Below are 24,454 nucleotides of genomic sequence, written 5' to 3' on the forward strand. Positions count from 1 at the left end.
TGCACAGTTTTATACGTAATTTTGGGTACAAAAATTTTTAACATTTAAAAACATAAACACTATGGCTTTCGAATTACCGAAATTAAAATATGCATATGATGCTTTAGAGCCTCATATCGACGCAAGAACAATGGAAATCCATTATACAAAGCATCATCAAGGATACACAACTAATTTAAATGCCGCCATTGATGGCACTGATTTAGCTGGTAAAACTATTGAAAACATTTTAACCAACTTAGATATGGACAATAAAGCCGTTAGAAATAATGGCGGTGGTTTTTATAACCATTCTTTATTCTGGGAAGTTATCAACCCAGAAGGTAAAGGAAGTTTGTCAGGAGAGTTAAAAGATGCCATTGAAGCTGAGTTTAAATCATTTGAGGCATTTAAAGACGCATTCAGTAAAGCAGCAGCTACACAATTTGGTTCTGGCTGGGCTTGGTTATGTGTGCACAAAGGCGGAAAAGTCACAGTTTGCTCAACAGCAAATCAAGACAATCCATTAATGCCAGGAATAGGTTGTGGCGGAACACCAATTTTAGGGTTGGATGTATGGGAACACGCTTATTACTTGAATTACCAAAACAGAAGACCAGACTATATTAATGCATTTTTTAACATCATCAATTGGAATGAAGTTGAAAGACGTTATGCGGAAGCAAAATAAACGTCATCATTAATACTTATAAAAAAAGCAAACCCAAATGGGTTTGCTTTTTTTATTGATACTACTATCGATGCTATCCGTTAAGCTTTATAGCTATGCAAAATTAAAGTACAGAAATTCTCATTTTCATGGGAATTAAAATGAAAAAAGGTGAACGGATGTTCACCTTTTTTGCCCCAAATCTACCATGAACTTAACCTACTTATGTTATGGTGAAGCAAATATAATACGAGCATAATCCATTAGCTAAATAAATTAGATAAACTACCTATAAATTAGGCTGAAAGATATTTTATTGATGATTTTATACTTCTAAACATTTATCACAGGTAAAAACAAGTATTTTTATGGTTCTTCGTGAGAATTTACTAATAATAAACTTCTAAATTAAAAAGGGGCATAAAAAAAGGCAGACGAGTGTCCACCTTTTTTTGCCCCAAATCTACCATGAACTTAACCTACTTATGTTATGGTATCACTAAGGTAGAATGATTTTTAACAACAAATAGTAAAAATTAGATAAAATGTCAAATTATCCGACTAACAGTTGCTTGTGCTCGACAACATCACGAAACATTTAGTTTCTGATTAATAAGCACGTCGGTTATTTCCTTCATAAAAATTGATAAATGCCCGGTTAACAATACGATTGCCTCCTGGTGTAGGATAGATTCCAGTAAAATACCAATCGCCCAAATTTTTTGGACATGCCAAATGTAGATTTTCAATGGTTTGAAAAATGGTTTTGACCTTTGCCTTTACGGTAGAATCGCAAATAAGCTCAGCAATTTTATCCGAAATCTGCTCTGCTTTAAATTGATTGTACAAATCTTTTACAAAATTTCTAACGTCCTTATCTTCAAGATGTATTTGTGCTTTACATTTCTGGTACACCTCTTCTACCATATGATATTTATCGTTTTCCTTCAACAATTCCAATAGTGCTCTAAAGGCAATAAGATCTTCCAATTTTGCCATATCAATCCCATAACAATCCGGATAACGGATTTGAGGGGCAGATGACACAACAACAATCTGCTTTGGATTAAGGCGATCCATCATTTTTATGATACTGTTTTTCAACGTTGTACCACGCACAATACTGTCGTCAATTATCACAAGGTTATCCGTAGGTTTAATCACGCCATAAGTCACGTCATAAACATGGGCAACCAAATCATCTCTACTACTGTCTTCGGTAATAAACGTCCTTAACTTCACATCCTTTATGGCAATCTTTTCAATTCGAGGGCGCTCAGACAAGATATGCGTTATCTTTTCTGCAGATAACTCGCCATTACCTTCTAAAATAGCCTCTGTTTTCTTTTTATTAAGGTGTGCTTCGACAGTTTCAATCATTCCAAAAAATGAGGTTTCTGCCGTGTTTGGAATATAAGAAAAAACTGTATTTTTTGTGTCGTAATCTATGGTCTCCAACACTTTGGGCATGAGCAATTTTCCGAGTTTTTTTCGCTCTTGATAAATTTCTGCATCACTTCCTCTTGAAAAGTAAATCCGTTCAAAAGAACAGGCTTTGCGCTCTAAGGGTGAAACAATCTTCTTTATTGAGGTTGTTCCCGATTTTTTGGTGATAATAGCATGACCTGGTGGTAACTCGTGCACCTCATCAAAATCGACATTAAAAACAGTTTGAATAACAGGGCGCTCAGAAGCAACTACAACAATCTCATCATCTTGATAATAATAAGCTGGTCGGATTCCGGCAGGATCCCTTAAAACAAACGAATCGCCATGTCCCAAAAGCCCAGCTATGGCATAACCGCCATCAAAATCTTTTGCAGAGCGCTTTAATATTTTAGCAACATTAAGGCGGTCAGCGATCAATGGTGAACATTCGTTTTTATTATAACCTTCGTACTTAAGCTGTTTGTATTTTTTGGCAACTGCATCATCCAAAAAATGACCAATTTTCTCCATAATGGTAATCGTATCGGTCTTTTCTTTTGGATGTTGCCCAATTCTGACCAAACCTTCAAACAACTCATTTACATTGGTCATGTTAAAATTTCCGGCTACGATTAAATTTCTGTGCATCCAGTTATTTTGCCTTAAAAACGGATGGACATTTTCTATGCTGTTTTTTCCAAAAGTCCCATAACGCACATGACCCAAAAGCACTTCGCCGATATACGGAATGTTCTTTTTTTGCAAAGCGACATCATCAAGATATTCCGGATTTTCCGTAAATTCTCGATTAATACGCTGGTTCATTTGAGCAAAAATATCCTGAATAGGCTGCTGAGCAATGGACCGCACCCGACTAATATAGCGTTCTCCTGGTGCTGTATCTAATTTAATACTTGCAAAACCAGCACCATCCTGTCCACGATTATGCTGTTTTTCCATCATTAAATACATTTTATTGACGCCATAAAATGCACTGCCATATTTTTGTTTGTAAAAATCTAAAGGCTTTAAAAGTCTTATGAGTGCAATTCCACACTCATGTTTTAACGCATCGCTCATTGGGTATAATTAATTTTAGATTTGCTATTTATATTGTAACGGGATTACTATTTTAATCTTTATACAGATTAACGTGATTAAAAAACGCGCTCCATTTCTGAGCGCGCTTATTTAAACTTATATCAATGGCATTGAATAACATTCAAAAGCATGTTGTTTATAACTATAATTATTTGATGTGTGTTGTATGAACAATTTATAAATATTTTAAATTCGTTTTCGGTTAGTGCAAGAAGTTTCTATATCTAAAAACGTTACATTATAACGGATTCTTTAATACAATATCAAATTGAGTGAGTTGCTTAAATTGATTTAAACGCTGATACACTTCAGCATCTTGCAAGTTTTCCATACGCTCTGTTCCAAATTTCTCAACGCAAAATGAAGCCAAGGTAGAGCCATAAATCACAGCATTTTTCATGTTTTCAAAAGAGTAATCTGCCGTTTTTGCTAAGTATCCCGAAAAACCTCCTGCAAAGGTATCGCCAGCTCCCGTAGGATCAAACACCTCTTTTAATGGCAAAGCCGGCGCAAAAAACACATTTTCATCATGAAACAATAAAGCGCCATGCTCTCCTTTTTTGATGACTACATATTTAGGACCCATTTCATGGATTTTTTGAGCAGCAACCACAAGAGAATACTCTCCAGTTAACTGGCGTGCTTCTTCATCGTTAATGGTAATGACATCTACTCTTTGGATCACTGCTTTCAAATCGTCAAGGGCACAGTCCATCCAAAAATTCATCGTATCCAAAACAACCATTTTAGGTTTTTTGTCCATTTGTTCCAAAACACTCATTTGTACCAACGGATGCAAATTACCCAACATAACTACTTCTGCATCTCTATAATTATGAGGAACCACAGGATTAAAATCGGCAAGGACATTAAGCTCAGTAGCCAACGTATCGCGCGTGTTCATATCATTACGGTATTTACCACTCCAAAAAAAGGTTTTGCCTTCTTTTACGATTTCAACTCCCGAAATATCAATGTTTTTATCGGCCAATAAATCCAAATACTTCTCAGGGAAATCACCACCTACAATAGAAACAACTGCAGCATCAACATTAAATTGTGAAGCAGCCAAACCAATAAAGGTGGCGGCACCACCCAAAATTTTATCTGTTTTTCCAAAAGGTGTTTCAATGGCATCAAAAGCCACTGTACCTACAATTACTAATTTGCTCATTGTAAAGTTTCAAAATTTGCTGCAAAGATAGGATATTTTGCACACGAAATGATGAATGTTTAATGATATAAAATTCCAAAATGATTATTATTTCCTCCCAAAATCCGCAGGTATCTCACCCCAGGCTTTGGTTTCCCATTTCACAATTGTGGTTGTATAACTATTCGTTTTGAGCCAATTGACGGCTCGATCCACCAATTCAAACAGTTTTTCGTTCTTTTCATTTCGTGGTAGTTTTGTGTTACAGGCTTTCTTTCTAACCCAGCTCATCGCAATTTTGGAGTCGGTGTACATGATGCGCGAGCTGTTATGTTTTTTTAGAAATGCCAAACCGTGCACAAGTGCCAAAAACTCACCTATATTATTAGTCCCTTCCGGGAACGGTCCTTGAATGAAGAGTTGCTTTTTGGTTTTAGTGTCCACACCTCTATACTCCATAATCCCCGGGTTGCCGCTCGACGCGGCATCGACGGCAATGGAATTGTAATTGGGCTGGCCTATTTTTTTGAGTTCTATTTCGGTCAAATCACTTTTAAAACTTTTCGCTTTACCTATATAATCCCAATAATTGCCATGTAATGCTTTTTTAGCAGCGTCAAAAGTGTCAAACGATTTATATTGTGCACCTTGGTAATCTTTGATCTGGGCTTTGCAATCGTCCCATTTTTCAAAGACGCCAGTCTTGTGGCCTTTCCAGACGGTGTAATATTTTTTCTTTTTTTTGGACATACCTACATTCTCGCGAAAGCGGGAATCTCATAATTTTGAATTCATATTATTTCAATTGAAACTTCTCGACTTCACTATTGTGGTTGAGATAATAATATTTTTTCAACTACTTTCGGAAAGTGCTCCATTTCCAGTTCGTGAATTTTAGAAGCAACAGTTTCAGAAGTATCTGATGGTGTTACATCACATTTCGCCTGAAAAATAACGGCTCCTTCATCATAATGCTCATTGACATAATGGATGGTAATTCCAGTTTCAACCTCTTTATTGGCCACAACAGCTTCGTGCACAAAATTGCCATACATCCCTTTTCCACCATACTTTGGAAGTAATGCCGGATGGATGTTAATCACCTTGTTTGGAAATTGATGAAGTATATTTTCAGGAAATTTCCATAAAAAACCGGCCAACACAATCAGATCGGGCTGTGCAGCTTTTAAAATATCAAGAACATCTTGGCGCTCATAAATAGCAATTCTATTAAAAGAAAGTGCGCTTACCTTTAAAATTTTGCACCGATCCAAAACTTTTGCCTGCGGATTATTGGTCAATACCAAAACCACAGATCCAATAGGACTCTCATTAAAATATTTGATCAGATTTTCAGCATTCGTACCACTTCCTGATGCAAAAACCACTATACGTTTCATTTAACTCTCTTGTTTATATACAATTCATGGCCTTATTATATACAATGTGACTTTCAAATTTGAGCAAATCAAAAAAATCACTCTGAAAATTCCCAAATCTCATTTCAATTATAGATATTAGCCCCGATTTGAAAACAAAAAAAAGAATAATAATTAACATTTGGGAGGTAAAAAAGAAATACTTCATTCTATTTTCACTAATTTAGGAACACATTCTAGCATATTATAGAAATAAGAATGGGTTTTAGAATAAAGTTTTTTATTTTTGCCAATTAATAAAACTTAAAATTAAAAGATTATGTCAGACATTGCATCAAGAGTAAAAGCGATTATAGTAGACAAACTAGGTGTTGACGAGAACGAAGTTGTCACTGAAGCAAGCTTCACAAACGATTTAGGAGCAGATTCATTGGATACTGTAGAATTGATCATGGAATTCGAAAAAGAATTTGATATCCAAATTCCAGATGACCAAGCAGAAAACATTGCTACAGTTGGTCAAGCTATCTCTTATATAGAAGCAGCAAAATAAGCAGCAAACTTTATGGAATTAAAGCGAGTTGTAGTTACTGGGTTAGGTGCTCTTACACCAATCGGGAATACCAAAGATGAATATTGGGAAGCCTTGGTTAATGGTAAAAGTGGTGCTGCGCCTATAACTTATTTTGATGCTGAAAAGTTCAAGACCAAATTTGCATGCGAATTAAAAAACTTTGACCCTACAGAATTTATTGACAGAAAGCTGGTCAACCGCATGGATCGATTTACGCAATATGCTATGGTAGCTTCCGATGAAGCGATAGCGGATGCCAAGTTAGATCTTAACGTTGTTGACAAACTTCGAGTTGGTGTCATTTGGGGCGCAGGTATTGGAGGGTTGGAAACTTTTCAAAACGAAGTTCTTAATTTTGCCGCAGGTGACGGAACTCCGCGATTCAATCCTTTCTTTATTCCAAAGATGATTGCAGATATAGCTCCAGGTAACATCTCCATCAAACATGGATTTATGGGACCTAACTATACTACGGTTTCGGCCTGTGCATCGGCTGCCAATGCAATGATAGATGCTCTAAACTATATTCGTTTGGGGTATTGTGATGTTATTGTAACAGGCGGTAGCGAGGCTGCAGTTACCAAAGCAGGAATGGGAGGCTTTAATGCCATGCATGCCTTATCGACCAGAAATGAAAGCCCAGAAACGGCTTCTCGACCTTTTGACGCAACCCGAGATGGGTTTGTCTTGGGAGAAGGTGCCGGCGCTATCATTCTTGAAGAATATGAGCACGCAAAACAAAGAGGTGCTAAAATATATGCTGAAGTAGTAGGAGGTGGATTATCTTCTGACGCTTATCATATGACCGCACCACATCCTGATGGAATAGGAGTGATTGCCGTAATGAAAAATTGTTTGGAAAATGCCGGATTGAAACCTGAAGATGTTGATCATATCAACACGCATGGGACATCCACACCTTTAGGTGACGTTGCCGAACTCAAAGCTATTACGGAGGTTTTTGGTGACCATGCCAAAAACATCAATATCAATTCAACAAAATCGATGACAGGACATTTATTGGGTGCCGCAGGTGCCGTTGAAGCTATTGCCTCCATTTTGGCAATGGAACACGGAATTGTGCCCCCAACCATAAACCACACGGTTGTTGATGAAAATATTGATCCGCAGTTAAACCTTACACTTAATAAGGCTCAAAAGAGAAATATTAAAGTAGCCATGAGTAATACCTTTGGATTTGGCGGTCATAACGCCTGTGTATTATTCAGAAAATTAGACTAAATCCCGAATGAATTACATTCGCAACATACTAAATTCCCGTTCTAAAAATGACGGGAATTTTTTTTTAGAAATCCAGAAAATCATTGGCTTTAAGCCCAAGGACAAGACCCTTTATACCAAAGCTTTTACGCACCGTTCTATGAATATGAAGGACAAAAATGGAATGGTCCTTAACTACGAGCGACTTGAATTTATTGGCGATGCGATGCTCGGTGCCGTTATAGCTGCTTATCTTTATGACGAAGTTCCAGAAGGCGACGAAGGCTATCTAACAAAAATGCGCTCTAAAGTGGTCAGCAGGGAACATCTTAACGAATTGGGCAAAGAGCTTAAACTCATCGATTTTGTACAATCAAAAATCCCAAAAAGCAACTTTGGAAATAACATCCATGGCAATCTATTTGAAGCCTTGGTTGGTGCCGTCTTCCTGGATAAAGGCTATAAAGAATGTAAAAAGTTCATTCACAAGAACGTCATTAATGAACATATTGATATCGAAACGCTCGAAGGAAAAGTTATCAGTTATAAAAGCTTATTGATTGAATGGTGCCAGAAAGAAAAAAGTACTTTTGACTATAACGTTTATGAAGACACCGGTAATGACAACATCAAACATTTTTCTGTTAAGCTCTCCATAAACGGGAAAGTAGTTGCAAAAGGCCGTGCAACCTCTAAAAAGAAAGCCGAAGAGAAAGCTTCAAAACGCGCTTTTTTTGTTTTTCAAAACAAAATAAACAAAGCACTTAAAGAATAGATTTCTTCCGATTGTTAAAAGTTACCAACTACAACGATTTCGACCAACTTCTCTGTTAAGAATAATCAAAACTTCATATTATACTTGGGATAAAGTGGTATATTTACATCTTACGTTAGTTTCAATATGGCGTTACATAAACTACTTGTAGATGATTTCTACGACACCTCGTACTCGCTTTTTGCCATACATTGCAGGTTGGAAGATTACCGATTGGCCTACTTGCTCAATAAATATTTAAAATTAAACCTCTCGCGCCTCCCTCAAGATTTAGATTATAAATATTTTGCGGCAACCTATTCAATATATGAATGGCATGACGAAGACCACTTTACAACGTGGAACATGATATCAAACGTTTGTAAAAAAGAAGAAGACGGCCTACAAAGTTCGGGATCACTATTTTCATCCAATGAAAAAATCCTGAAAACCTACCATCTATTGCCAGAACTTAAAAACGTAGATTATTTAATAAAAATATCCAATGATGACCGCTATTTTGACGACAAGGATATCATTGAAAAAATACAAACTATACCACAAGTTATAACAACTTACGTTATTGATGTGGACCAACTAAAATCTAAAGAAAATTTAATTTTTTGATTAATGCAAAAACGAAAAAAAACAAAAATAGTAGCCACTCTGGGACCAGCAACAAGTACAAAAGCCATATTAAAAGGAATGCTTGATGAAGGTGTTGACGTTTTTAGAATCAACTTTTCCCATGCCGATTATGCCGATGTGGAAGAACGCATCAATATGATACGTGAACTGAATGATGAATTTGGATATAATGTAGCAATTTTAGCCGATTTACAAGGCCCTAAACTACGTGTGGGCGTTATGAAAGGCGAAGTTTTTGTGAATGAAGGTGATGAAATAATATTTGCTACAGGAAAAAAATTTGAAGGCACAAAAGAACGTGTCTATATGACCTATGACAAATTTCCGCAAGATGCCAAACCGGGCGAACGCATTCTGCTCGACGACGGAAAATTAATTTTTGAAGTCGTTTCTACCAATAAAAAATCTGAAGTTAAAGCTCGCGTTATTCAAGGTGGACCTCTAAAATCTAAAAAAGGTGTTAACTTGCCAAATACCAATATTTCGCAACCAGCCTTAACAGAAAAGGATATTGAAGATGCCATTTTTGCCATTAAAATGAAAGTAGATTGGATGGCCCTGTCTTTTGTTCGACATGCTGAAGATTTAATTCAACTCGAAGAACTGATCAAAGAACACAGCGATCATAAAATTCCGATTATTGCCAAAATTGAAAAGCCAGAAGCCGTAGAAAACATTGATAAAATCGTTGCTTATTGTGATGGATTAATGGTTGCACGAGGCGATTTGGGCGTTGAAATTCCAGCAGAAGAAGTGCCGCTAATTCAAAAGCAATTGGTTTTAAGAGCAAAACGCGCACGTATTCCTGTAATTATTGCCACTCAAATGATGGAAACCATGATTTCTAGTTTGACTCCAACACGTGCCGAAGTGAATGACGTAGCCAACTCCGTTATGGATGGTGCCGATGCCGTTATGCTTTCAGGCGAAACTTCTGTTGGTCAATATCCAGTACAAGTTATCCGCCAGATGAGTAATATCATTAAAAGTGTGGAAGATTCGCCATTGATTAAAGTACCGCAATCACCACCACATATTAGAACCAAACGCTATATCACAAAATCTATTTGCTATCACGCCGCCAATATGGCCAACGAAATCAATGCCAAAGCTATTTCAACCTTAACCAATAGTGGTTATACGGCCTTTCAAATTTCGGCATGGCGACCAAGTTCACATATTTTAGTGTTTACGTCCAATCATCGTATTTTAACACAACTCAATCTACTTTGGGGCGTTAAAGCATTTTTCTACGACAAGTTTGTAAGTACAGACGAAACCATTGAAGATGTAAACGCCATAGCTTGTAAACAAGGATATTTGGAACAAGGCGATATGTTGATCAGCTTAGCAGCTATGCCTATTCAAGAAAAAGGAATGGTCAATACGCTAAGAATTACGGAAATCACAAATAATTGTAATTCTTAATATTCAGAAGCTCATTAGCAATTGATATATAAAACCTCAAATTCCAGATGTGACTTTGAGGTTTTTTTATTACTTGCATCTAAAATAGAATTATTCAACTTTCTGGCTAAAACTTAAACTTCAATTGCACGTTCACACTCTTTTCAACCTTAGTCTTCGGTTTAGAAATTACATCATCCGTATTTAAGTTAGATAAAGAAATTCCTAGTAGCCTAACCGAATTGCTCATTTTTTCTTGATACAGCAAATCTTTGGCAGTTTCTAGAATAATGTCCTTATCACTCACAAAATAGGGCAAGGTTTTACTTCTGGTTTGCAATGTAAAATCACTATAACGTATTTTTAAGGTCACTGTTTTGCCAGCCACTTTGGAGTAATTTAAACGCTTTGCAACTTCTTTGGCTATTTTATCCAATTTATCAAGCATAAAAATTTCACTCGATAAGTTTTCACTAAAAGTACGTTCGGCAGCCAACGATTTTCGGATTCGGTTAGGTTTTACTTCACTATTGTGAATTCCTCGTACAAGATGGTAATAGTAATTTCCTGATTTTCCAAAATGCATTTCAAGGTATTCCAACGATTTAGATTTCAAATCTCTACCTTCAAAAATTCCGAGTTGGTACATTTTTTCTGCGGTAACTTTTCCTACGCCATAAAATTTACGAACGTCCAATCCTTCCAAAAACTCTAAGACATCTTCGGGATTAACCGTTTTTTGACCATTGGGTTTATTATAATCACTGGCAATTTTTGCCACAAACTTATTAACCGATATACCAGCCGAAGCGGTAAGTCCAACTTCTTTAAAAATACGCTCTCGGATTTCTTGAGCAATCAAAGATGCACTCGGATTTCCCTTTTTGTTTTCAGTGACATCCAAATAAGCTTCATCCAAGGACAACGGTTCGACCAAATCTGTATAATCAAAAAAAATAGCTCTAATTTGATTTGAAATTTCCTTATACCGATCAAAACGTAGCGGAACAAAAATCAAATCTGGACAGTTTCGCTTGGCTTGAATACCACTCATCGCACTACGCACACCAAATTGTCGTGCTTCATAACTTGCCGCCGATACCACGCCACGTTTTTCATTACCACCCACAGCCAGAGGTTTACCTTTCAATTCAGGATGGTCCATCTGTTCAACCGATGCGTAAAACGCATCCATATCTACATGAATGATTTTTCTTATTGGTAAATCGACTGGCATACCGTAAATTTATAACATCTAATTGAAACAAAATTTAAAAAACATGGCAAAATCCGCGATCATTTTGGGCGCCACAGGACACACGGGACATCTGTTGTTAAAACTGCTTTTAGACGATGACCGCTATGACTCCATTATTGTTTTTGGCAGAAATAGTTGCGCCATCGAACACCCAAAATTAACGGAATATATTATTGATTTGTTTGAATTAGAGCATTATGCCAATAAATTTGTAGCCGATGAAGTGTATTGTTGTATAGGAACTACAAAGGCTAAAACGGCAGATAAACAGATCTATGAGAAAATAGATTATGGAATTCCCGTAGCTGCTGCAAAACTCTGTAAAGCAAACCAAATTAAAACTTTTTTGGTCATTTCGGCATTAGGAGCAAAAGAGAAAAGCAAGATTTTTTATAACCACATTAAAGGTAAAATGGAAAATGCGGTCTTGGCCCAACACATTGAACACACCTATATTTTACAACCTTCATTAATTATAGGCAAACGCGAGGAATTTAGATTTGGAGAATATGCATTTGGTGTCATTATGACGCTTTTTAAACCTATATTAAGCATTGGTGAACTTAAGCGCTATAAGCCAATTCATCCGCAAGCAATAGCAAACTGCATGGTTTGGCTAGCCAACAACAACAACTACGGATCACAACGGATTAAATCAAAGAAAATACGCGAATTAGGTGGATAAATTAATTGAAATAGAACGTAAGTTTTTAGTGCTTTCTGAAGCTTTTAAATCTGAAGCTTTTAATAAAACACATATTGTTCAAGGTTTTCTAAATTCGGACAAAGATCGGATTGTAAGAATCAGAATTACTGATAATGAAGGTTTTTTAACCATAAAGGGCAAGCCTTCTGACGATGGGTTATCACGTTTTGAATGGGAACATAAGATATCAAAACCAGATGCCGAAGCACTTTTAAAATTGTGCGAAGAAGGTGTCATTGACAAAATACGTTATGACATCCAATCGGGAAAGCATGTTTTTGAAGTGGACGAATTTTTTGGAGACAACACTGGTCTTATTGTGGCCGAAGTTGAATTGGACGATGCATCAGAAGTTTTCAAAAAACCAGAATGGCTGGGCGAAGAAGTAACCGGCCAACTCAAATATTACAATTCACAATTATCAAAACATCCTTACAAAAACTGGTAAGAATTACTAAAAATTTTCAAAAACAAAAAAGCCACTAAACGTTTGAATAGTAGCTTTGATAAATATTGTAGTTTTTTAAATTTTAATCGAAAAAGTTCATCTTAAGATTATTCAACAGAAAACGCTTCTACAGTTTTCATGTCTTTAACGGTATAAGTATCTCCTCCAACCGATTCTACAGTCGTTTCAAGTGCCAATGGAGTTACTTTATCACTATCGTATTCTACCATAGCCAAATGTCTATCAAAATCAACGACAACCGTTTTTACACCTTCCATTTTAGCTAATTTTTTTTCAATAGTCTTGGCGCATCCCATTTCGCAGGTCATGCCATCAATACCAAATTCAACTTTGGCATAAATCGCACTTGGATCTAATTGTTTTTCTGATACTGTTGTTGGCTGAGCCATGTCAACAGTTATAATTTCTGGTTGCACCTCATTTTTACAACTTCCCAGAAAAAATAGAATAACTGTAAATAACGCGAACGTTTTTAATGTTTTCATAAGTTAATGTGTTAAAAATCAAAAAGGGATTCTGATCTTTTATATGGATTTAAACAACAAATTTAAGAAATATTCACCTGGATAAGAACTACAATTGGTATAAAATCTATGCAAGCTTTAAAATGAATCTTAAGAAATTAAACTTTTTTAGCGATTTTCAGGATTCAGCCATATCAATAAAAAAAGCCCGAAGCATAAAACTTCGAGCTTTTAGATGAAAAATTTTAATATAGAATTTTAGTTAAAATCAGCTTCGGTAACACCTTCGTTAACCTTTACATTGGTCACGTTCATTTGAATGACTTGTGGTCCCGAAGTTGTTGACAAACTATATGGGAACAAAATATCTTTCACCGGAGAATAGTTTCCAAAATCTTGTACCGATGTAAACGATTGGCCTTGCATTTCAGTAGTAGATTCTATCCTCACCAACAATCCTGATTGTACATCATAATAACGGTAAGAATCATTGCCTAATGCCGTTACTTTAATCTTGTAGGCATCACTACCGTTAATACCTACAACGCTTTCAAGAGTTAACGAAAACGGCTCATAATAAAGCTCTGGGAATACTGATTTTTCTTCCTTCTGATTTGCAATCTGCTCATCTGTAAATGGCAGCTTAGCACCTTGTTGCTCCATGTAGCCTGTGGTGCCATTAAACTTTTGTTTCATGACCACACCCATACCTTCAATAGACATTTCTACAGATGTTTTGTTTGGCAACATAGCTTTTATTTCTCCTGTAGGAGAAAAAGGCATGCCTTCAATGGTCACGTTGGCCGTTGTCCAAACTGTTTTCACAGCTTTTGCTTTTTCTTTACCGCCAATAGCTTTTAAGTAAGAATCCATAACTGTTTGAACGGTTGCACCTGCTGGAATGGGTTTTGAAAACTCAGGTTTAGAAGTAGGATTTGCATAAGCATCGAAATATAAAATTGGAATGCCTGTTTTTTCGAGATTTTCTAACACATCAGCACCTTTACCAACAACAACGATACGCGCATTTTCTGGTTTGAAATATTTATTGGCCACACGATTTATATCTTCGGCAGTCACTGCATTTATTTTTTGCAAAAAGGTTTCGTAAAAATCTTTAGGTAAATCATTCAGTTTAATATTTAGAGCATAACGGGCAATCGTTTGAGGGTTTTCAAGGGCCAATACAAAATCGCCAACATATTTAGCTTTGGCATTTTTAAGATCCTCGGCACTTACAAGTTCTGATTTTATGCGGTTGATCTCTTTTAAAGTTTGAACCACTGAACTATCCGTAACCATATTTCTTACCGAAGCCCCCGCAGAAAAACGAGCAATATACTTATCAGCAGATACACTAGATCCCGCACCATATGTATAACCATGTTTTTCGCGCAAGTTCATGTTTAAGTAACTGCTAAAGCCGCCACCTAAAATTCTGTTGGCCATCAATACGGCGTGATAATCTGGGTCATTCATTTTTAGATTGACATTGTTGGTCAATGAAATGTTGGATTGCACGGCATTTGGCATGTCCACAAAATTAATTTGTGTGTATTGTGCATTGGGCACGGCATCAGGTACAGAAGTCGCTATTTCTACCGATTTTTTCCAGTTGCCAAAATATTTTTCAATTTGGGATTTGACTTTATCAAAATTTACATCGCCCACTACAACTAAATAAGCATGGTTAGGATTAAAGCTTTTTTCATAAAAAGCTGCAACATCACCAAAATTGATATTATTGATAGTTTCATTGGTAATAAATTCACCATAAGGATGTTTTGCTCCATAAGATAAAGCATCGCCTACTCGTCGTGCTACGGCATCAACACTTTTTTCTTGTGATTTCAAACCTTCAATAAGGCGTTCTCTTTCCTTGTTGAACTCCTCTTCAACCAATAATGGATGGATTGCAGCGTCGGCCATCAATTCCAAAATACGATCAGAATATTGAGAAAGTGCACTAGCAAAAGCACCTGATGAACTGAAGTTTAGACGCGCACCCATAAAATCAATCTCTTCATTAAATGCTTCCTTTGAGATAGATGTCGTACCGTTGCCCAGCATTGAACCTACCAAACTTGAAATCCCCGCTTTGGCACCTTCGGTTTCTGGCGTATTGTCGATAGTTAAACTAAAAGAAACTCTTGGCAATTTATGGTTTTCAACAACCAATACTTGCATCCCGTTATTAAGGGTAAACTCTTTGGGCGATTTTAAATCGATCTTTGGAGCAGGTCCAGGCTGTGGTTGTTTAGAGCGGTCTATTTGTGCCTGAGCAGAAAAAGCCAGAAAAAACACCATTAAGAACGCTGATAAATAAGTTTTCATATGATATATTTTTTGTTTTATGAATTTTAATTATTGTTTATCCTTGCTTGGAAGGTATTCAAGTTCAAGACGTTGGTTTTTGCTTAAATATTTTTTAGCAACATCTCTAATTTCTTCTCTTGTAATGGTACGGTAAATTTCAATTTCAGAATTGATAAGATTTACATCACCTTTAAGCAAATAGTTGGTTGCCAAGTTTTCGGCAATTCCCGAAATACTTGCGTTGGAACTTACGTATTGATTTTCAAATTGATTTTTAAGTTTTTGATAATCTCTTTCTGAAATCAATTCATTTTGGATTTTGACAATCTCCTCATCCATTTCATCAATTAAAGTGTTCAATGAAACATCACCAAGAGGTAGCGCTAAAATGGCAAATATATTGTAGTCCACTTGGCCAAGATTAATGGCTTGGGCTTGTAGCGCCATTTTTTTCTCATCCACCAATTTTTTGTAAAGCACAGAGCTCTTTCCACCACTTAAATAACTAGAGATCATATCTAAAACATACGATTCACGGGTCTTAAATCCTGGTGTACGGTACGCAGTTATGATGGCCGGAATTTGAATATTATCATCATAATATTTAGCTTTTATCGTTTCGGTTATCGGAACCTCATTGCCAAAATTTCTAACAGGTTTCTTACCTTTTGCAATAGGGCCAAAATAATCTTTTACCATCTTTTTGGTCTTCGCTTTGTCAATATCGCCAGCAATCACTAATACGGCATTACTTGGCACATAATATTTTTTGAAATAGGCCTGAAACTCTTCTAATGTAGCAGCATCCAAGTCTTCCATTTCACCAATCAATTTTTCTTTGTAAGGATGCACTTTAAATAAGTTTTCACCGATTGCGGAAAGGAATCCACCATATGGCGCGTTGTCCATACGCAATCTTTTTTCTTCCTTAACTACTTCGTTCTGCGTTTCTACACCAATTTGATTTATAATAGGGTGCATTAAACGTTCAGATTCCATCCATAATCCCAATTCTAAATTATTAGAAGGAAACACTTCAAAATAATAGGTTCTATCCTGAGAGGTGTTGGCGTTATTTGATCCTCCGTTTGAAGAAACAATAGTAAACCATTCACCACGGCCAATGTTTTGTGTGCCTTCAAATAAAAGATGTTCAAAAAAGTGGGCAAAACCAGTTCGGTTAGGCTCATAATCCTTTCCTCCAACATCATACATGACAGAGGTAATTACTACGGGAGCTGAATTGTCTTGATGAAGAATGACGTGAAGGCCATTATCTAAATCGAATTCCTCAAATTCAACCTGTTGTGCAGTGGCAAATACGCCAAAAAGCAACAAAGAGGCTAAAGAGAATAAGCGTTTTTTCATTGTGTGTTATTTTAAGAATTAATTAATGTTTACTATAAGTAGTTTTATATGGGTATATGTTACAACCACTTGTAAAAATAAGGAATGATTGTGCCAAAATTCGGAATGAGTCAATAATAAGTATCAAAAAACACTATAATTACTGTTTTTTTTACGAATTTTAAGTGATTAATACTTAAAATCTCAAAAGTCATGAACAGATCCTTGTCAGTTGCAATAAAATATGGGCTTATTATTACAGTTAGTTTAATTGCCTATTTCTTGATTTTAAGAGCATTTAACTTACACAACAATATCTGGCTTCGAATTGCCAATGGATTTTTTATGGCAGCGGGTATTTACTATGCCATAAAAAATTATAAATATAAGTACAATGCTACTTTTACGTATGTAGATGGTTTTAAAACAGGATTGCTCACTGGTTTTATTGCTACAGGATTCTTTGCTCTTTTTATGGCCATCTACATGTTCCATCTTGATAAGGAATTTGCCCACAACATAGTGAAACATTTTTTTAATAGTGGTGATCAAGGCGGTGCTTTGTTAATTCTGATCATCATAATGGAAGGGCTTTCATCAACGGCGATATTGACTTTGACATTCATGCAAGTTTTTAAGAAAAGCGATCATATTGGCCAGCAAGAGCATTTAATTGATAATGATCCCAAAGCGAAATCGTAGATAATTTTCGTTTATTTGTAGTTCAATTTTAGATTTTGAATCCAAGCATTCTACATTTTGGAATTATATTATCCAATTCAGTCAACAAAACAACCTTTATAAATACTATTTTATCAGGTGAAAGCAAAGGCGCTTTAAGTGTTTTTAACAATCAAAAAGGTCTTCTTTTTTCTGATTTTTCAATAGCACAACTTATTGAAAAAGAACATCGACACCATACTATCGAAATTTCAACATCTGAAAACCGGCCATTGCAAACCTTTTCTTCTGGCGAACGACGAAAAATGATGTTGGACTATTGCTTGGCACAAAATCCTGATTTCATTATTTTGGACAATCTATTTGATCACTTGGACCAACCGTCACGCAAAGAATTAAAAGTGCGACTTATGGAATTATCAGCGTCTGTTTCGATCATTCAGTTGTCAAATCGCGAAGACCAACTCCTTCCTTTTATTAACAATACGCGATCTATTAATGATGCCTATTTTAACATTTCTGAAATCAACAAATCCACCAAAATCCAGACTAATCAAACATTAGACAACTTCCCAAGTTCATTGTTATCTTTTGATAAAACTTATGAGTATATCGTAAAATTTGAAAACGTAAACGTGTCTTACAACGATCAACCTATTGTAAAAAATATTGATTGGGAAATTAAGCCTGGAGAATTTTGGCAACTGATCGGTCCAAACGGATCAGGAAAAAGCACTTTATTAAGTTTGATTACGGGCGAAAATCCAAAAGCATATGGTCAAAACATTTTAATTTTTGATTGGAAAAAAGGAAGTGGCGAAAGCATTTGGGATATAAAAAAAAATATTGGCCATTTTTCGACCAACTTGGCGGAACTCTTCAAACGAAACCACACCGTAGAACAGATGGTTTTATCAGGTTTTTTTGATTCGGTAGGTTTGTATGAAAAACCAAGCGGATTGCAACAACAAAAAGCTTTACAGTGGTTGGAGGTCGTTAATATGTCGCATTTAAAAAACGTCTATTTTAACCGATTATCATTAGGCCAACAGCGTTTAATATTGATTGTAAGAGCTTTAATAAAACAACCTCCTTTATTGATTTTGGATGAACCCTTTGAAGGGCTCGATACGGAAAACACCAATTTAGTAGCACAATTAGTGAACACTTTAATAAAAAAAACGGCAATTACAGTGATTTACGTATCGCATACCATCGAGAAAGCCTTAGAGCCTTCCCATATTTATGAATTGACTCCTCATAAAAATGGATCGGTTGGATCCAAAATATGAAGTTATTGTCATAAAATTTTTATTCAAATTAAAAAAACAAGACCATTTTTCTAAAATGTAATTGATTTGATAAGTCCTTATATCACCATTTTTGCTGTAATATTCAGTTCAATAGGCAAAAAACGTTTGTAGATTAATTATTTAGGTGTATATTTGCACCCATTTTATAATAAAAATTAACTAATTTTAAACGTTACGCTATGTACGCAATTGTAGAGATAGCAGGGCAACAATTCAAAGTTGAAAAAGACCAGAAAGTGTTTGTTCACCGTTTAGCAACAGAAGAAGGAAAGACTGTGTCTTTTGATAATGTTCTTTTGATTGGTGATGGTAACAATATTACTGTAGGCGCCCCAGCTATAGACGGAGCTCAAGTAGGAGCAAAAGTCTTAAGTCATCTTAAAGGTGATAAAGTAATTGTTTTCAAAAAGAAAAGACGTAAAGGTTACCGTGTTAAAAACGGACACCGTCAAGCTCTTACCGAAATTCTTATTGAAAGCATTGTAGCTTCAGGAGCTGCAAAATCTGACAAACCAGCTAAAGCTGAAAAAGCTAAGCCAGCAAAAGCTGAAAAGGCTGCTCCAAAAAAATCAGCAGTAAAAGCTGATGATTTGACAAAAATCGAAGGTGCAGGTCCAAAAGCAGCAGAAGCATTGGTAGCAGCAGGTATTGATACGTTTGCTAAAGTAGCAGCAACAAGTGCTGAAGCTTTAAAAACGATCTTAACTGACGCAAGTTCAAGACTAGCACACATTGCAACCGATACTTGGCCAGAACAAGCTCAATTAGCTGCAGATGGCAAGTGGGATGAGTTAAAAGTATTACAAGAAAAATTAGACGGTGGGATTGAAAAATAATTTCGAATCCATTAAAGTATAACAATATAAAACCTTAAGACAATGGCTCATAAAAAAGGAGTTGGTAGTTCTAAAAACGGTAGAGAATCAGAATCGAAACGCCTTGGTGTTAAGATTTTTGGTGGACAAGCTGCTGTGGCCGGAAATATCATTGTAAGACAAAGAGGCTATACACACCACCCAGGTGAGAATGTGTATGGTGGAAGAGACCATACTTTGCATGCACAAGTTGATGGTATCGTGAAATTCACAAAGAAAAAAGACAACAAGTCTTATGTATCAATTGAACCGTTTACCGTTTAATTTTTACAATTTCTTACAACATAAAAAACCCTTTCTGCTATCAGAAAGGGTTTTTTGGTTTTTATTTATACAAAAACCTAACAAGCTAGGTCTTACTTATATAATTTCCATCTTCTTCAATAAGAAACTGGCATTCATATTTTTACAAACTCCCGTTTTGAAGGTATAATCAAAGTAAAGTTCATCGTTGATAATCTCGGCATCAAAATAGTAATTTTTCACTTGATCGAGTTCATTCTCAATTTCGCACAAACTCAAATCGTGTGTGGCAATAATTCCAGTGGCATTTGAAGCTACCAGTTTTTCAACAAATTTACGAGAACCTATAGCTTTGTCCGTACTGTTGGTACCTTTTAAGATTTCATCCAAAATAATAAAATAAGGTTCTTTTTGAATCGCGTCAACAATGAACTTTAATCGCGTCAACTCCGAAAAGAAATACGAACTATCATCTGTCAATGAATCGCTGGTACGCATGCTTGTAATGAGTTTTACGGGCGAATAGCTGCTTGATTCAGCACAAACCGGCAGTCCAACATTGGCCATAACAATATGAATGGAAACCGTTCTTAAAAACGTACTTTTCCCAGCCATATTTGCACCTGTTATAATAAAAAATTGTTTGTTACTGATGACAAAATCGTTGTCCACTCGCTTTTTGACTTTTAATAAGGGATGTCCCAGTTTTTTTGCTTTGATCACCTCATCATCATTAGTAATCGTTGGATAAACATAATGCGGATGATTAAAAGCGTAATTTGCCAAACTGTTATAAGCATCAAAAAAAGAAACGACTTCAAACCAATCTTCTACTTTATCGCCATAATCCTTAATCCATTGTTCAACCTTATAACTATTTTTTAAGTCGGTTAAAAAATAACCATTCCCGAACACCGCAGAAATCATGTTATTCCTATTGTCCAGCGCATCCAAAGCTTTTGATAATTTGCCAAAAACAACAGAAGCCTTTTCTGATTCGGATTGAATATACTTCTGCTTCTCAATTAATAAAGACGATTTAAATTCTTGTTTTTCAATCTGATCCAACAACAGTGCATATTGTTTAAAGGTGTCTTTAACTTTATCCGTATGCACGGCCAGATGGTTAATCCTTTTCAAATAAATCCCTGTGATAACAATGCCCAATAAAAGCCAATACCCTAAATAACCGGCGCTGATAATATCCAAAAAGAACAGCGTAAAAACCGCTATTGTTCCGACTAAAAAAGCATATGGAATCCATTTTATAGCTTTTGGCAAAAACGGCTTGTGGTTTTTTAACCAAGAAATAATGGTAGCTGCGGGTGTTTCTACCTTTATCAAACTAGCTGTTGCCGAATATAACTGTCGCCATTCGGGGTTTTGAGCCAATTCTTTTATGGCCAGCTGACGTTCTTGAATACCATCAATATGATTAGCTTTCAACGCATCCGCAAGATTTTTTGAACCTTCATTAATAACGGTTCTATTGATAAATTGAAAGAAAGATCCACGCCCAAACAAATCGATGTCAAGACTATAAAAATGTAGTGGATCTTGGTATTGTAATCCGTCATTTCTATCATGAAAATGACCTTCAGCAATCTGCAATTCTGTTTTATTGATATCTACTAAAGCCAGTTTGAGCAAGCGTTCTTGTTTAATATTGGTGTATTTCGATAGAAGAACTATAAACACGACAACACCAATAATGGCAATTCCAACAGCCATTTGCCAATGGGTATAAGTGCTATAAATCCCAAAAACCGCTAAGAAAAACACCAATAATCGGAGCATACTGAAAAGCGTCATTTTTTTATACAATGAAGCAGCTTCATTGCGATACTTATCAGCATGTTGCTCGTAATATGAATTTGGATGGGCCATAATTGTAATTTGATATTCAAAGAAACAAAAAATCCCAAGCAGTAGCTCGGGATTTTTTAATTAAATATTTTGATTTTAGCAATTTCTCATTGCCCAGCACTTGATATTATCCTTTTAAACTAGCTGATAAGTACTCGCGGTTCATACGGGCAATACTTTCCAAAGTAATGCCTTTAGGACATTCCACTTCGCAAGCTCCTGTATTGGTACAGTTACCAAAACCTTCTTCATCCATTTGTTTAACCATGTTCAGAACACGATCTGTTGCTTCAACTTTTCCTTGAGGCAATAGAGCAAATTGAGAAACTTTGGCACTCACAAATAACATGGCCGATGAGTTTTTGCAACTTGCTACACAAGCGCCGCATCCAATACATGTTGCAGCTTCAAAAGCCGTATCGGCATCATGTTTATTGATAGGAATTGCATTGGCATCAATCGTATTTCCAGAGGTGTTTACCGAAATAAATCCGCCTGCTTGCTGAATCCGGTCAAATGAACTTCTGTCTACTACCAAGTCTTTAATCACCGGGAATGCATTGGCTCTAAACGGTTCAATATAGATGGTATCGCCATCTTTAAACATACGCATGTGCAATTGACAAGTTGTAATACCCGTATCCGGACCATGTGCTTCGCCATTGATAAAAAGCGAGCACATCCCGCAAATACCTTCACGGCAGTCGTGGTCAAATGCTACAGGTTCCTCACCTTTGTTGATGAGTTGTTCATTTAAGATGTCTAACATTTCAAGGAAAGACATATCGCCTTCAATGCCATCAATAGGGTAATCTACGATTTTTCCTTTTGTGCTAGCGTTTTTCTGGCGCCATATTTTTAATGTTAATTTCATAACGATCCTTCTTATTTATAACTTCTCTCTTTCACTTCAATATTCTCATAAACTAATTCCTCCTTATGAAGAATGGCGTCTTTGGCATCGCCTTTATATTCCCATGCCGCAACATATTGGAATTCTGGTCGTCTTAATGCCTCCCCTTCTCCGGTTTGGTACTCTTCTCTAAAGTGCCCTCCAGCAGATTCTTCTCTTTCAAGTGCGTCTCTTGCAAAAAGCTCACCTAACTCTAAATAGTCTGCCACACGCATGGCTTTTGCCAACTCTTCATTGTATTCATGCTGAATTCCAGGAACTCTAACGTCTTTCCAGAATTCTTTGCGAAGTTCAGCTATTTCAACAATCGCTTCTTTTAGACCTTCAGCGTTACGAGCCATTCCACATTTGTTCCACATGATTTTCCCAAGTTTTTTATGGAAATGATCGACTGAATGTGAACCGTTGTTATTGATAAAATGATCCAAACTATCTTGAATGTTCTTTTCAGCCTCATCAAATTCTGGCGTGTCGGTTGGTATTTTTCCAGTTCGGATATCTTGCGCCAAATAATCACCAATCGTATAAGGCAATACAAAATAACCATCGGCCAAACCTTGCATCAATGCCGAAGCACCAAGTCGGTTGGCACCATGATCAGAGAAATTGGCTTCTCCAATAGAATACAATCCAGGCACCGTGGTCATTAAGTTATAATCAACCCAAAGGCCACCCATTGTGTAATGTACTGCAGGGTAAATCATCATTGGGGTTTCGTACGGATTTTGATCCACGATTTTCTCGTACATCTGGAACAAGTTACCATACTTTTCTTTGATAACCTCCTGACCTAATTTTTTAACCAATTTGGCATCGTTTTCGTCCAATCCCCTGATGTGTGCACGTTCTTTTCCGTAACGCTCAATGGCTGATGCGAAATCCAAAAATACAGCTTCACCGGTTTTGTTAACACCATACCCAGCATCACAACGTTCTTTTGCTGCACGCGATGCCACATCACGAGGCACCAAGTTTCCAAAAGCAGGATAACGTCTTTCCAAATAGTAATCTCTGTTTTCATGAGGAATATCCACTGGTTTCAATTTTCCTTCTCTAATTGCCAAAACATCGTCCATGTTTTTAGGCACCCAAATACGTCCGTCATTACGAAGCGATTCAGACATTAAGGTCAATTTTGACTGATGCTCTCCAGAAACCGGAATACAGGTAGGGTGAATTTGTGTATAACATGGGTTGGCAAAATAAGCACCACGTTTATGGGCTTTCCATGCTGCAGTAACATTACTTCCCATAGCATTGGTAGATAGGAAAAAGATGTTGCCATAACCTCCCGAACCAATAACAACAGCATGTGCCGAATGGCGCTCTATTTTCCCTGTGATTAAATCTCTAGCGATAATGCCACGTGCTTTTCCTCCTACAATCACCACATCCAACATTTCATGTCGGTTGTACATGGTGATTTTTCCACGACCAATTTGACGGTTCATGGCTGAATATGCACCTAACAATAATTGCTGACCAGTTTGTCCCGCCGCATAAAATGTACGCGACACTAAAACCCCTCCAAACGAACGGTTATCTAATAATCCGCCATATTCACGTGCAAAAGGAACACCTTGCGCCACACATTGGTCAATGATGTTTGCTGATACTTCTGCCAAACGGTAAACGTTGGCTTCACGTGAGCGGTAATCGCCACCTTTAACCGTGTCATAAAACAAGCGG

General features: G+C 36.5%; 23 protein-coding genes. 12 read left to right on the forward strand and 11 right to left on the reverse strand.

What is annotated here, in order from left to right; genetic code table 11:
- Positions 1-61 precede the first annotated feature (61 nt).
- Positions 62-670: a superoxide dismutase gene (locus VNJ50_RS08090; protein ID WP_325580750.1), complete on the forward strand. Its 609-nt coding sequence runs from the start codon at positions 62-64 to the stop codon at positions 668-670.
- 588 nt (positions 671-1,258) lie between these two features.
- Here VNJ50_RS08090 and VNJ50_RS08095 read toward each other — a convergent pair.
- The 4 genes from VNJ50_RS08095 to VNJ50_RS08110 form a co-directional block, all read right to left on the reverse strand.
- Positions 1,259-3,157, reverse strand: coding sequence for an amidophosphoribosyltransferase (locus tag VNJ50_RS08095; protein WP_325580752.1), 1,899 nt, complete (start codon positions 3,155-3,157; stop codon positions 1,259-1,261).
- A gap of 259 nt (positions 3,158-3,416) precedes the next feature.
- Positions 3,417-4,352, reverse strand: a complete 936-nt coding sequence (locus VNJ50_RS08100) for a PfkB family carbohydrate kinase (RefSeq protein WP_325580754.1) — start codon at positions 4,350-4,352, stop codon at positions 3,417-3,419.
- An 87-nt stretch (positions 4,353-4,439) separates the two neighbouring features.
- The gene (locus tag VNJ50_RS08105; RefSeq protein WP_325580756.1) at positions 4,440-5,081 is read right to left on the reverse strand and encodes a ribonuclease H family protein; all 642 of its coding nucleotides are present in this window, start codon (positions 5,079-5,081) and stop codon (positions 4,440-4,442) included.
- A 74-nt stretch (positions 5,082-5,155) separates the two neighbouring features.
- Positions 5,156-5,731: a phosphoribosylglycinamide formyltransferase gene (locus VNJ50_RS08110; RefSeq protein ID WP_325580758.1), complete on the reverse strand. Its 576-nt coding sequence runs from the start codon at positions 5,729-5,731 to the stop codon at positions 5,156-5,158.
- Positions 5,732-6,029: 298 nt separating this feature from the next.
- Here VNJ50_RS08110 and VNJ50_RS08115 point away from each other — a divergent pair, with 298 nt between their 5' ends.
- The 5 genes from VNJ50_RS08115 (at position 6,030) to pyk (ending at position 10,335) form a co-directional block, all read left to right on the forward strand.
- Entirely contained in the window at positions 6,030-6,263 is a 234-nt protein-coding gene (locus tag VNJ50_RS08115) for an acyl carrier protein (protein WP_007647141.1), read from the forward strand.
- Positions 6,264-6,275: 12 nt separating this feature from the next.
- A complete protein-coding gene (gene fabF / locus VNJ50_RS08120; protein ID WP_325580760.1) occupies positions 6,276-7,526 on the forward strand; it encodes a beta-ketoacyl-ACP synthase II in 1,251 nt (416 codons plus the stop codon).
- Between the two features lie 7 nt (positions 7,527-7,533).
- Positions 7,534-8,280 carry a ribonuclease III gene (rnc, locus tag VNJ50_RS08125; RefSeq protein ID WP_325580762.1) on the forward strand — a complete coding sequence of 249 codons (747 nt, stop codon included), beginning with the start codon at positions 7,534-7,536 and terminating at the stop codon, positions 8,278-8,280.
- Between the two features lie 126 nt (positions 8,281-8,406).
- Entirely contained in the window at positions 8,407-8,886 is a 480-nt protein-coding gene (locus VNJ50_RS08130) for an IPExxxVDY family protein (protein ID WP_325580764.1), read from the forward strand.
- 3 nt (positions 8,887-8,889) lie between these two features.
- A complete protein-coding gene (pyk, locus tag VNJ50_RS08135) occupies positions 8,890-10,335 on the forward strand; it encodes a pyruvate kinase (protein ID WP_325580766.1) in 1,446 nt (481 codons plus the stop codon).
- 106 nt (positions 10,336-10,441) lie between these two features.
- Here the strand turns inward: pyk and dinB are convergent, their stop codons facing one another.
- Positions 10,442-11,551, reverse strand: a complete 1,110-nt coding sequence (gene dinB / locus VNJ50_RS08140) for a DNA polymerase IV (RefSeq protein WP_325580768.1) — start codon at positions 11,549-11,551, stop codon at positions 10,442-10,444.
- Positions 11,552-11,594: 43 nt separating this feature from the next.
- On the opposite strand from dinB, the gene VNJ50_RS08145 reads away from it, so the two are divergent.
- Complete coding sequence (locus VNJ50_RS08145; RefSeq protein WP_325580770.1) at positions 11,595-12,257, forward strand: NAD(P)H-binding protein; 663 nt, start codon at positions 11,595-11,597, stop codon at positions 12,255-12,257.
- A complete protein-coding gene (locus tag VNJ50_RS08150; RefSeq protein WP_325580772.1) occupies positions 12,250-12,726 on the forward strand; it encodes a CYTH domain-containing protein in 477 nt (158 codons plus the stop codon). Before VNJ50_RS08145 ends, VNJ50_RS08150 begins: the two co-directional genes overlap by 8 nt.
- 107 nt (positions 12,727-12,833) lie before the next feature.
- Here VNJ50_RS08150 and VNJ50_RS08155 read toward each other — a convergent pair whose 3' ends face one another.
- The 3 genes from VNJ50_RS08155 to VNJ50_RS08165 form a co-directional block, all read right to left on the reverse strand.
- Positions 12,834-13,232 carry a heavy metal-associated domain-containing protein gene (locus tag VNJ50_RS08155; protein ID WP_325580774.1) on the reverse strand — a complete coding sequence of 133 codons (399 nt, stop codon included), beginning with the start codon at positions 13,230-13,232 and terminating at the stop codon, positions 12,834-12,836.
- A 237-nt stretch (positions 13,233-13,469) separates the two neighbouring features.
- Complete coding sequence (locus VNJ50_RS08160) at positions 13,470-15,545, reverse strand: pitrilysin family protein (protein ID WP_325580776.1); 2,076 nt, start codon at positions 15,543-15,545, stop codon at positions 13,470-13,472.
- A 30-nt stretch (positions 15,546-15,575) separates the two neighbouring features.
- Positions 15,576-16,895, reverse strand: a complete 1,320-nt coding sequence (locus VNJ50_RS08165; protein WP_325580778.1) for a pitrilysin family protein — start codon at positions 16,893-16,895, stop codon at positions 15,576-15,578.
- 192 nt (positions 16,896-17,087) lie between these two features.
- Between VNJ50_RS08165 and VNJ50_RS08170 the strand changes: the two genes are divergently transcribed.
- The 4 genes from VNJ50_RS08170 (at position 17,088) to rpmA (ending at position 20,007) form a co-directional block, all read left to right on the forward strand.
- Positions 17,088-17,576, forward strand: a complete 489-nt coding sequence (locus VNJ50_RS08170; protein WP_325580780.1) for a DUF4199 domain-containing protein — start codon at positions 17,088-17,090, stop codon at positions 17,574-17,576.
- 35 nt (positions 17,577-17,611) lie between these two features.
- Complete coding sequence (locus tag VNJ50_RS08175; RefSeq protein WP_325580782.1) at positions 17,612-18,847, forward strand: ATP-binding cassette domain-containing protein; 1,236 nt, start codon at positions 17,612-17,614, stop codon at positions 18,845-18,847.
- Positions 18,848-19,047: 200 nt separating this feature from the next.
- Complete coding sequence (gene rplU, locus VNJ50_RS08180) at positions 19,048-19,704, forward strand: 50S ribosomal protein L21 (RefSeq protein ID WP_325580783.1); 657 nt, start codon at positions 19,048-19,050, stop codon at positions 19,702-19,704.
- 42 nt (positions 19,705-19,746) lie between these two features.
- Positions 19,747-20,007, forward strand: a complete 261-nt coding sequence (gene rpmA, locus VNJ50_RS08185; protein WP_325580784.1) for a 50S ribosomal protein L27 — start codon at positions 19,747-19,749, stop codon at positions 20,005-20,007.
- 96 nt (positions 20,008-20,103) lie between these two features.
- Here the strand turns inward: rpmA and VNJ50_RS08190 are convergent, their stop codons facing one another.
- From VNJ50_RS08190 to VNJ50_RS08200, 3 genes are all read right to left on the reverse strand, one after another.
- Entirely contained in the window at positions 20,104-21,873 is a 1,770-nt protein-coding gene (locus VNJ50_RS08190; RefSeq protein ID WP_325580785.1) for a MutS-related protein, read from the reverse strand.
- Positions 21,874-21,979: 106 nt separating this feature from the next.
- Positions 21,980-22,726, reverse strand: a complete 747-nt coding sequence (locus VNJ50_RS08195) for a succinate dehydrogenase/fumarate reductase iron-sulfur subunit (RefSeq protein WP_325580787.1) — start codon at positions 22,724-22,726, stop codon at positions 21,980-21,982.
- Between the two features lie 11 nt (positions 22,727-22,737).
- On the reverse strand, positions 22,738-24,454 hold a 1,717-nt coding region (locus tag VNJ50_RS08200; protein ID WP_325580789.1), incomplete at its 5' end, for a fumarate reductase/succinate dehydrogenase flavoprotein subunit.

This window comes from Gelidibacter sp. (assembly GCF_035577925.1).
Taxonomy (GTDB): Bacteria; Bacteroidota; Bacteroidia; order Flavobacteriales; family Flavobacteriaceae; genus Gelidibacter.

Coding starts and splice junctions, on each gene's coding strand:
- VNJ50_RS08090 (WP_325580750.1), top strand. CDS start 62: ATGGCTTTCGAATTACCGAAATTAAAATATGCATATGATGCTTTAGAG.
- VNJ50_RS08095 (WP_325580752.1), bottom strand. CDS start 3,157: ATGAGCGATGCGTTAAAACATGAGTGTGGAATTGCACTCATAAGACTT.
- VNJ50_RS08100 (WP_325580754.1), bottom strand. CDS start 4,352: ATGAGCAAATTAGTAATTGTAGGTACAGTGGCTTTTGATGCCATTGAA.
- VNJ50_RS08105 (WP_325580756.1), bottom strand. CDS start 5,081: ATGTCCAAAAAAAAGAAAAAATATTACACCGTCTGGAAAGGCCACAAG.
- VNJ50_RS08110 (WP_325580758.1), bottom strand. CDS start 5,731: ATGAAACGTATAGTGGTTTTTGCATCAGGAAGTGGTACGAATGCTGAA.
- VNJ50_RS08115 (WP_007647141.1), top strand. CDS start 6,030: ATGTCAGACATTGCATCAAGAGTAAAAGCGATTATAGTAGACAAACTA.
- fabF (WP_325580760.1), top strand. CDS start 6,276: ATGGAATTAAAGCGAGTTGTAGTTACTGGGTTAGGTGCTCTTACACCA.
- rnc (WP_325580762.1), top strand. CDS start 7,534: ATGAATTACATTCGCAACATACTAAATTCCCGTTCTAAAAATGACGGG.
- VNJ50_RS08130 (WP_325580764.1), top strand. CDS start 8,407: ATGGCGTTACATAAACTACTTGTAGATGATTTCTACGACACCTCGTAC.
- pyk (WP_325580766.1), top strand. CDS start 8,890: ATGCAAAAACGAAAAAAAACAAAAATAGTAGCCACTCTGGGACCAGCA.
- dinB (WP_325580768.1), bottom strand. CDS start 11,551: ATGCCAGTCGATTTACCAATAAGAAAAATCATTCATGTAGATATGGAT.
- VNJ50_RS08145 (WP_325580770.1), top strand. CDS start 11,595: ATGGCAAAATCCGCGATCATTTTGGGCGCCACAGGACACACGGGACAT.
- VNJ50_RS08155 (WP_325580774.1), bottom strand. CDS start 13,232: ATGAAAACATTAAAAACGTTCGCGTTATTTACAGTTATTCTATTTTTT.
- VNJ50_RS08160 (WP_325580776.1), bottom strand. CDS start 15,545: ATGAAAACTTATTTATCAGCGTTCTTAATGGTGTTTTTTCTGGCTTTT.
- VNJ50_RS08165 (WP_325580778.1), bottom strand. CDS start 16,895: ATGAAAAAACGCTTATTCTCTTTAGCCTCTTTGTTGCTTTTTGGCGTA.
- VNJ50_RS08170 (WP_325580780.1), top strand. CDS start 17,088: ATGAACAGATCCTTGTCAGTTGCAATAAAATATGGGCTTATTATTACA.
- rplU (WP_325580783.1), top strand. CDS start 19,048: ATGTACGCAATTGTAGAGATAGCAGGGCAACAATTCAAAGTTGAAAAA.
- rpmA (WP_325580784.1), top strand. CDS start 19,747: ATGGCTCATAAAAAAGGAGTTGGTAGTTCTAAAAACGGTAGAGAATCA.
- VNJ50_RS08190 (WP_325580785.1), bottom strand. CDS start 21,873: ATGGCCCATCCAAATTCATATTACGAGCAACATGCTGATAAGTATCGC.
- VNJ50_RS08195 (WP_325580787.1), bottom strand. CDS start 22,726: ATGAAATTAACATTAAAAATATGGCGCCAGAAAAACGCTAGCACAAAA.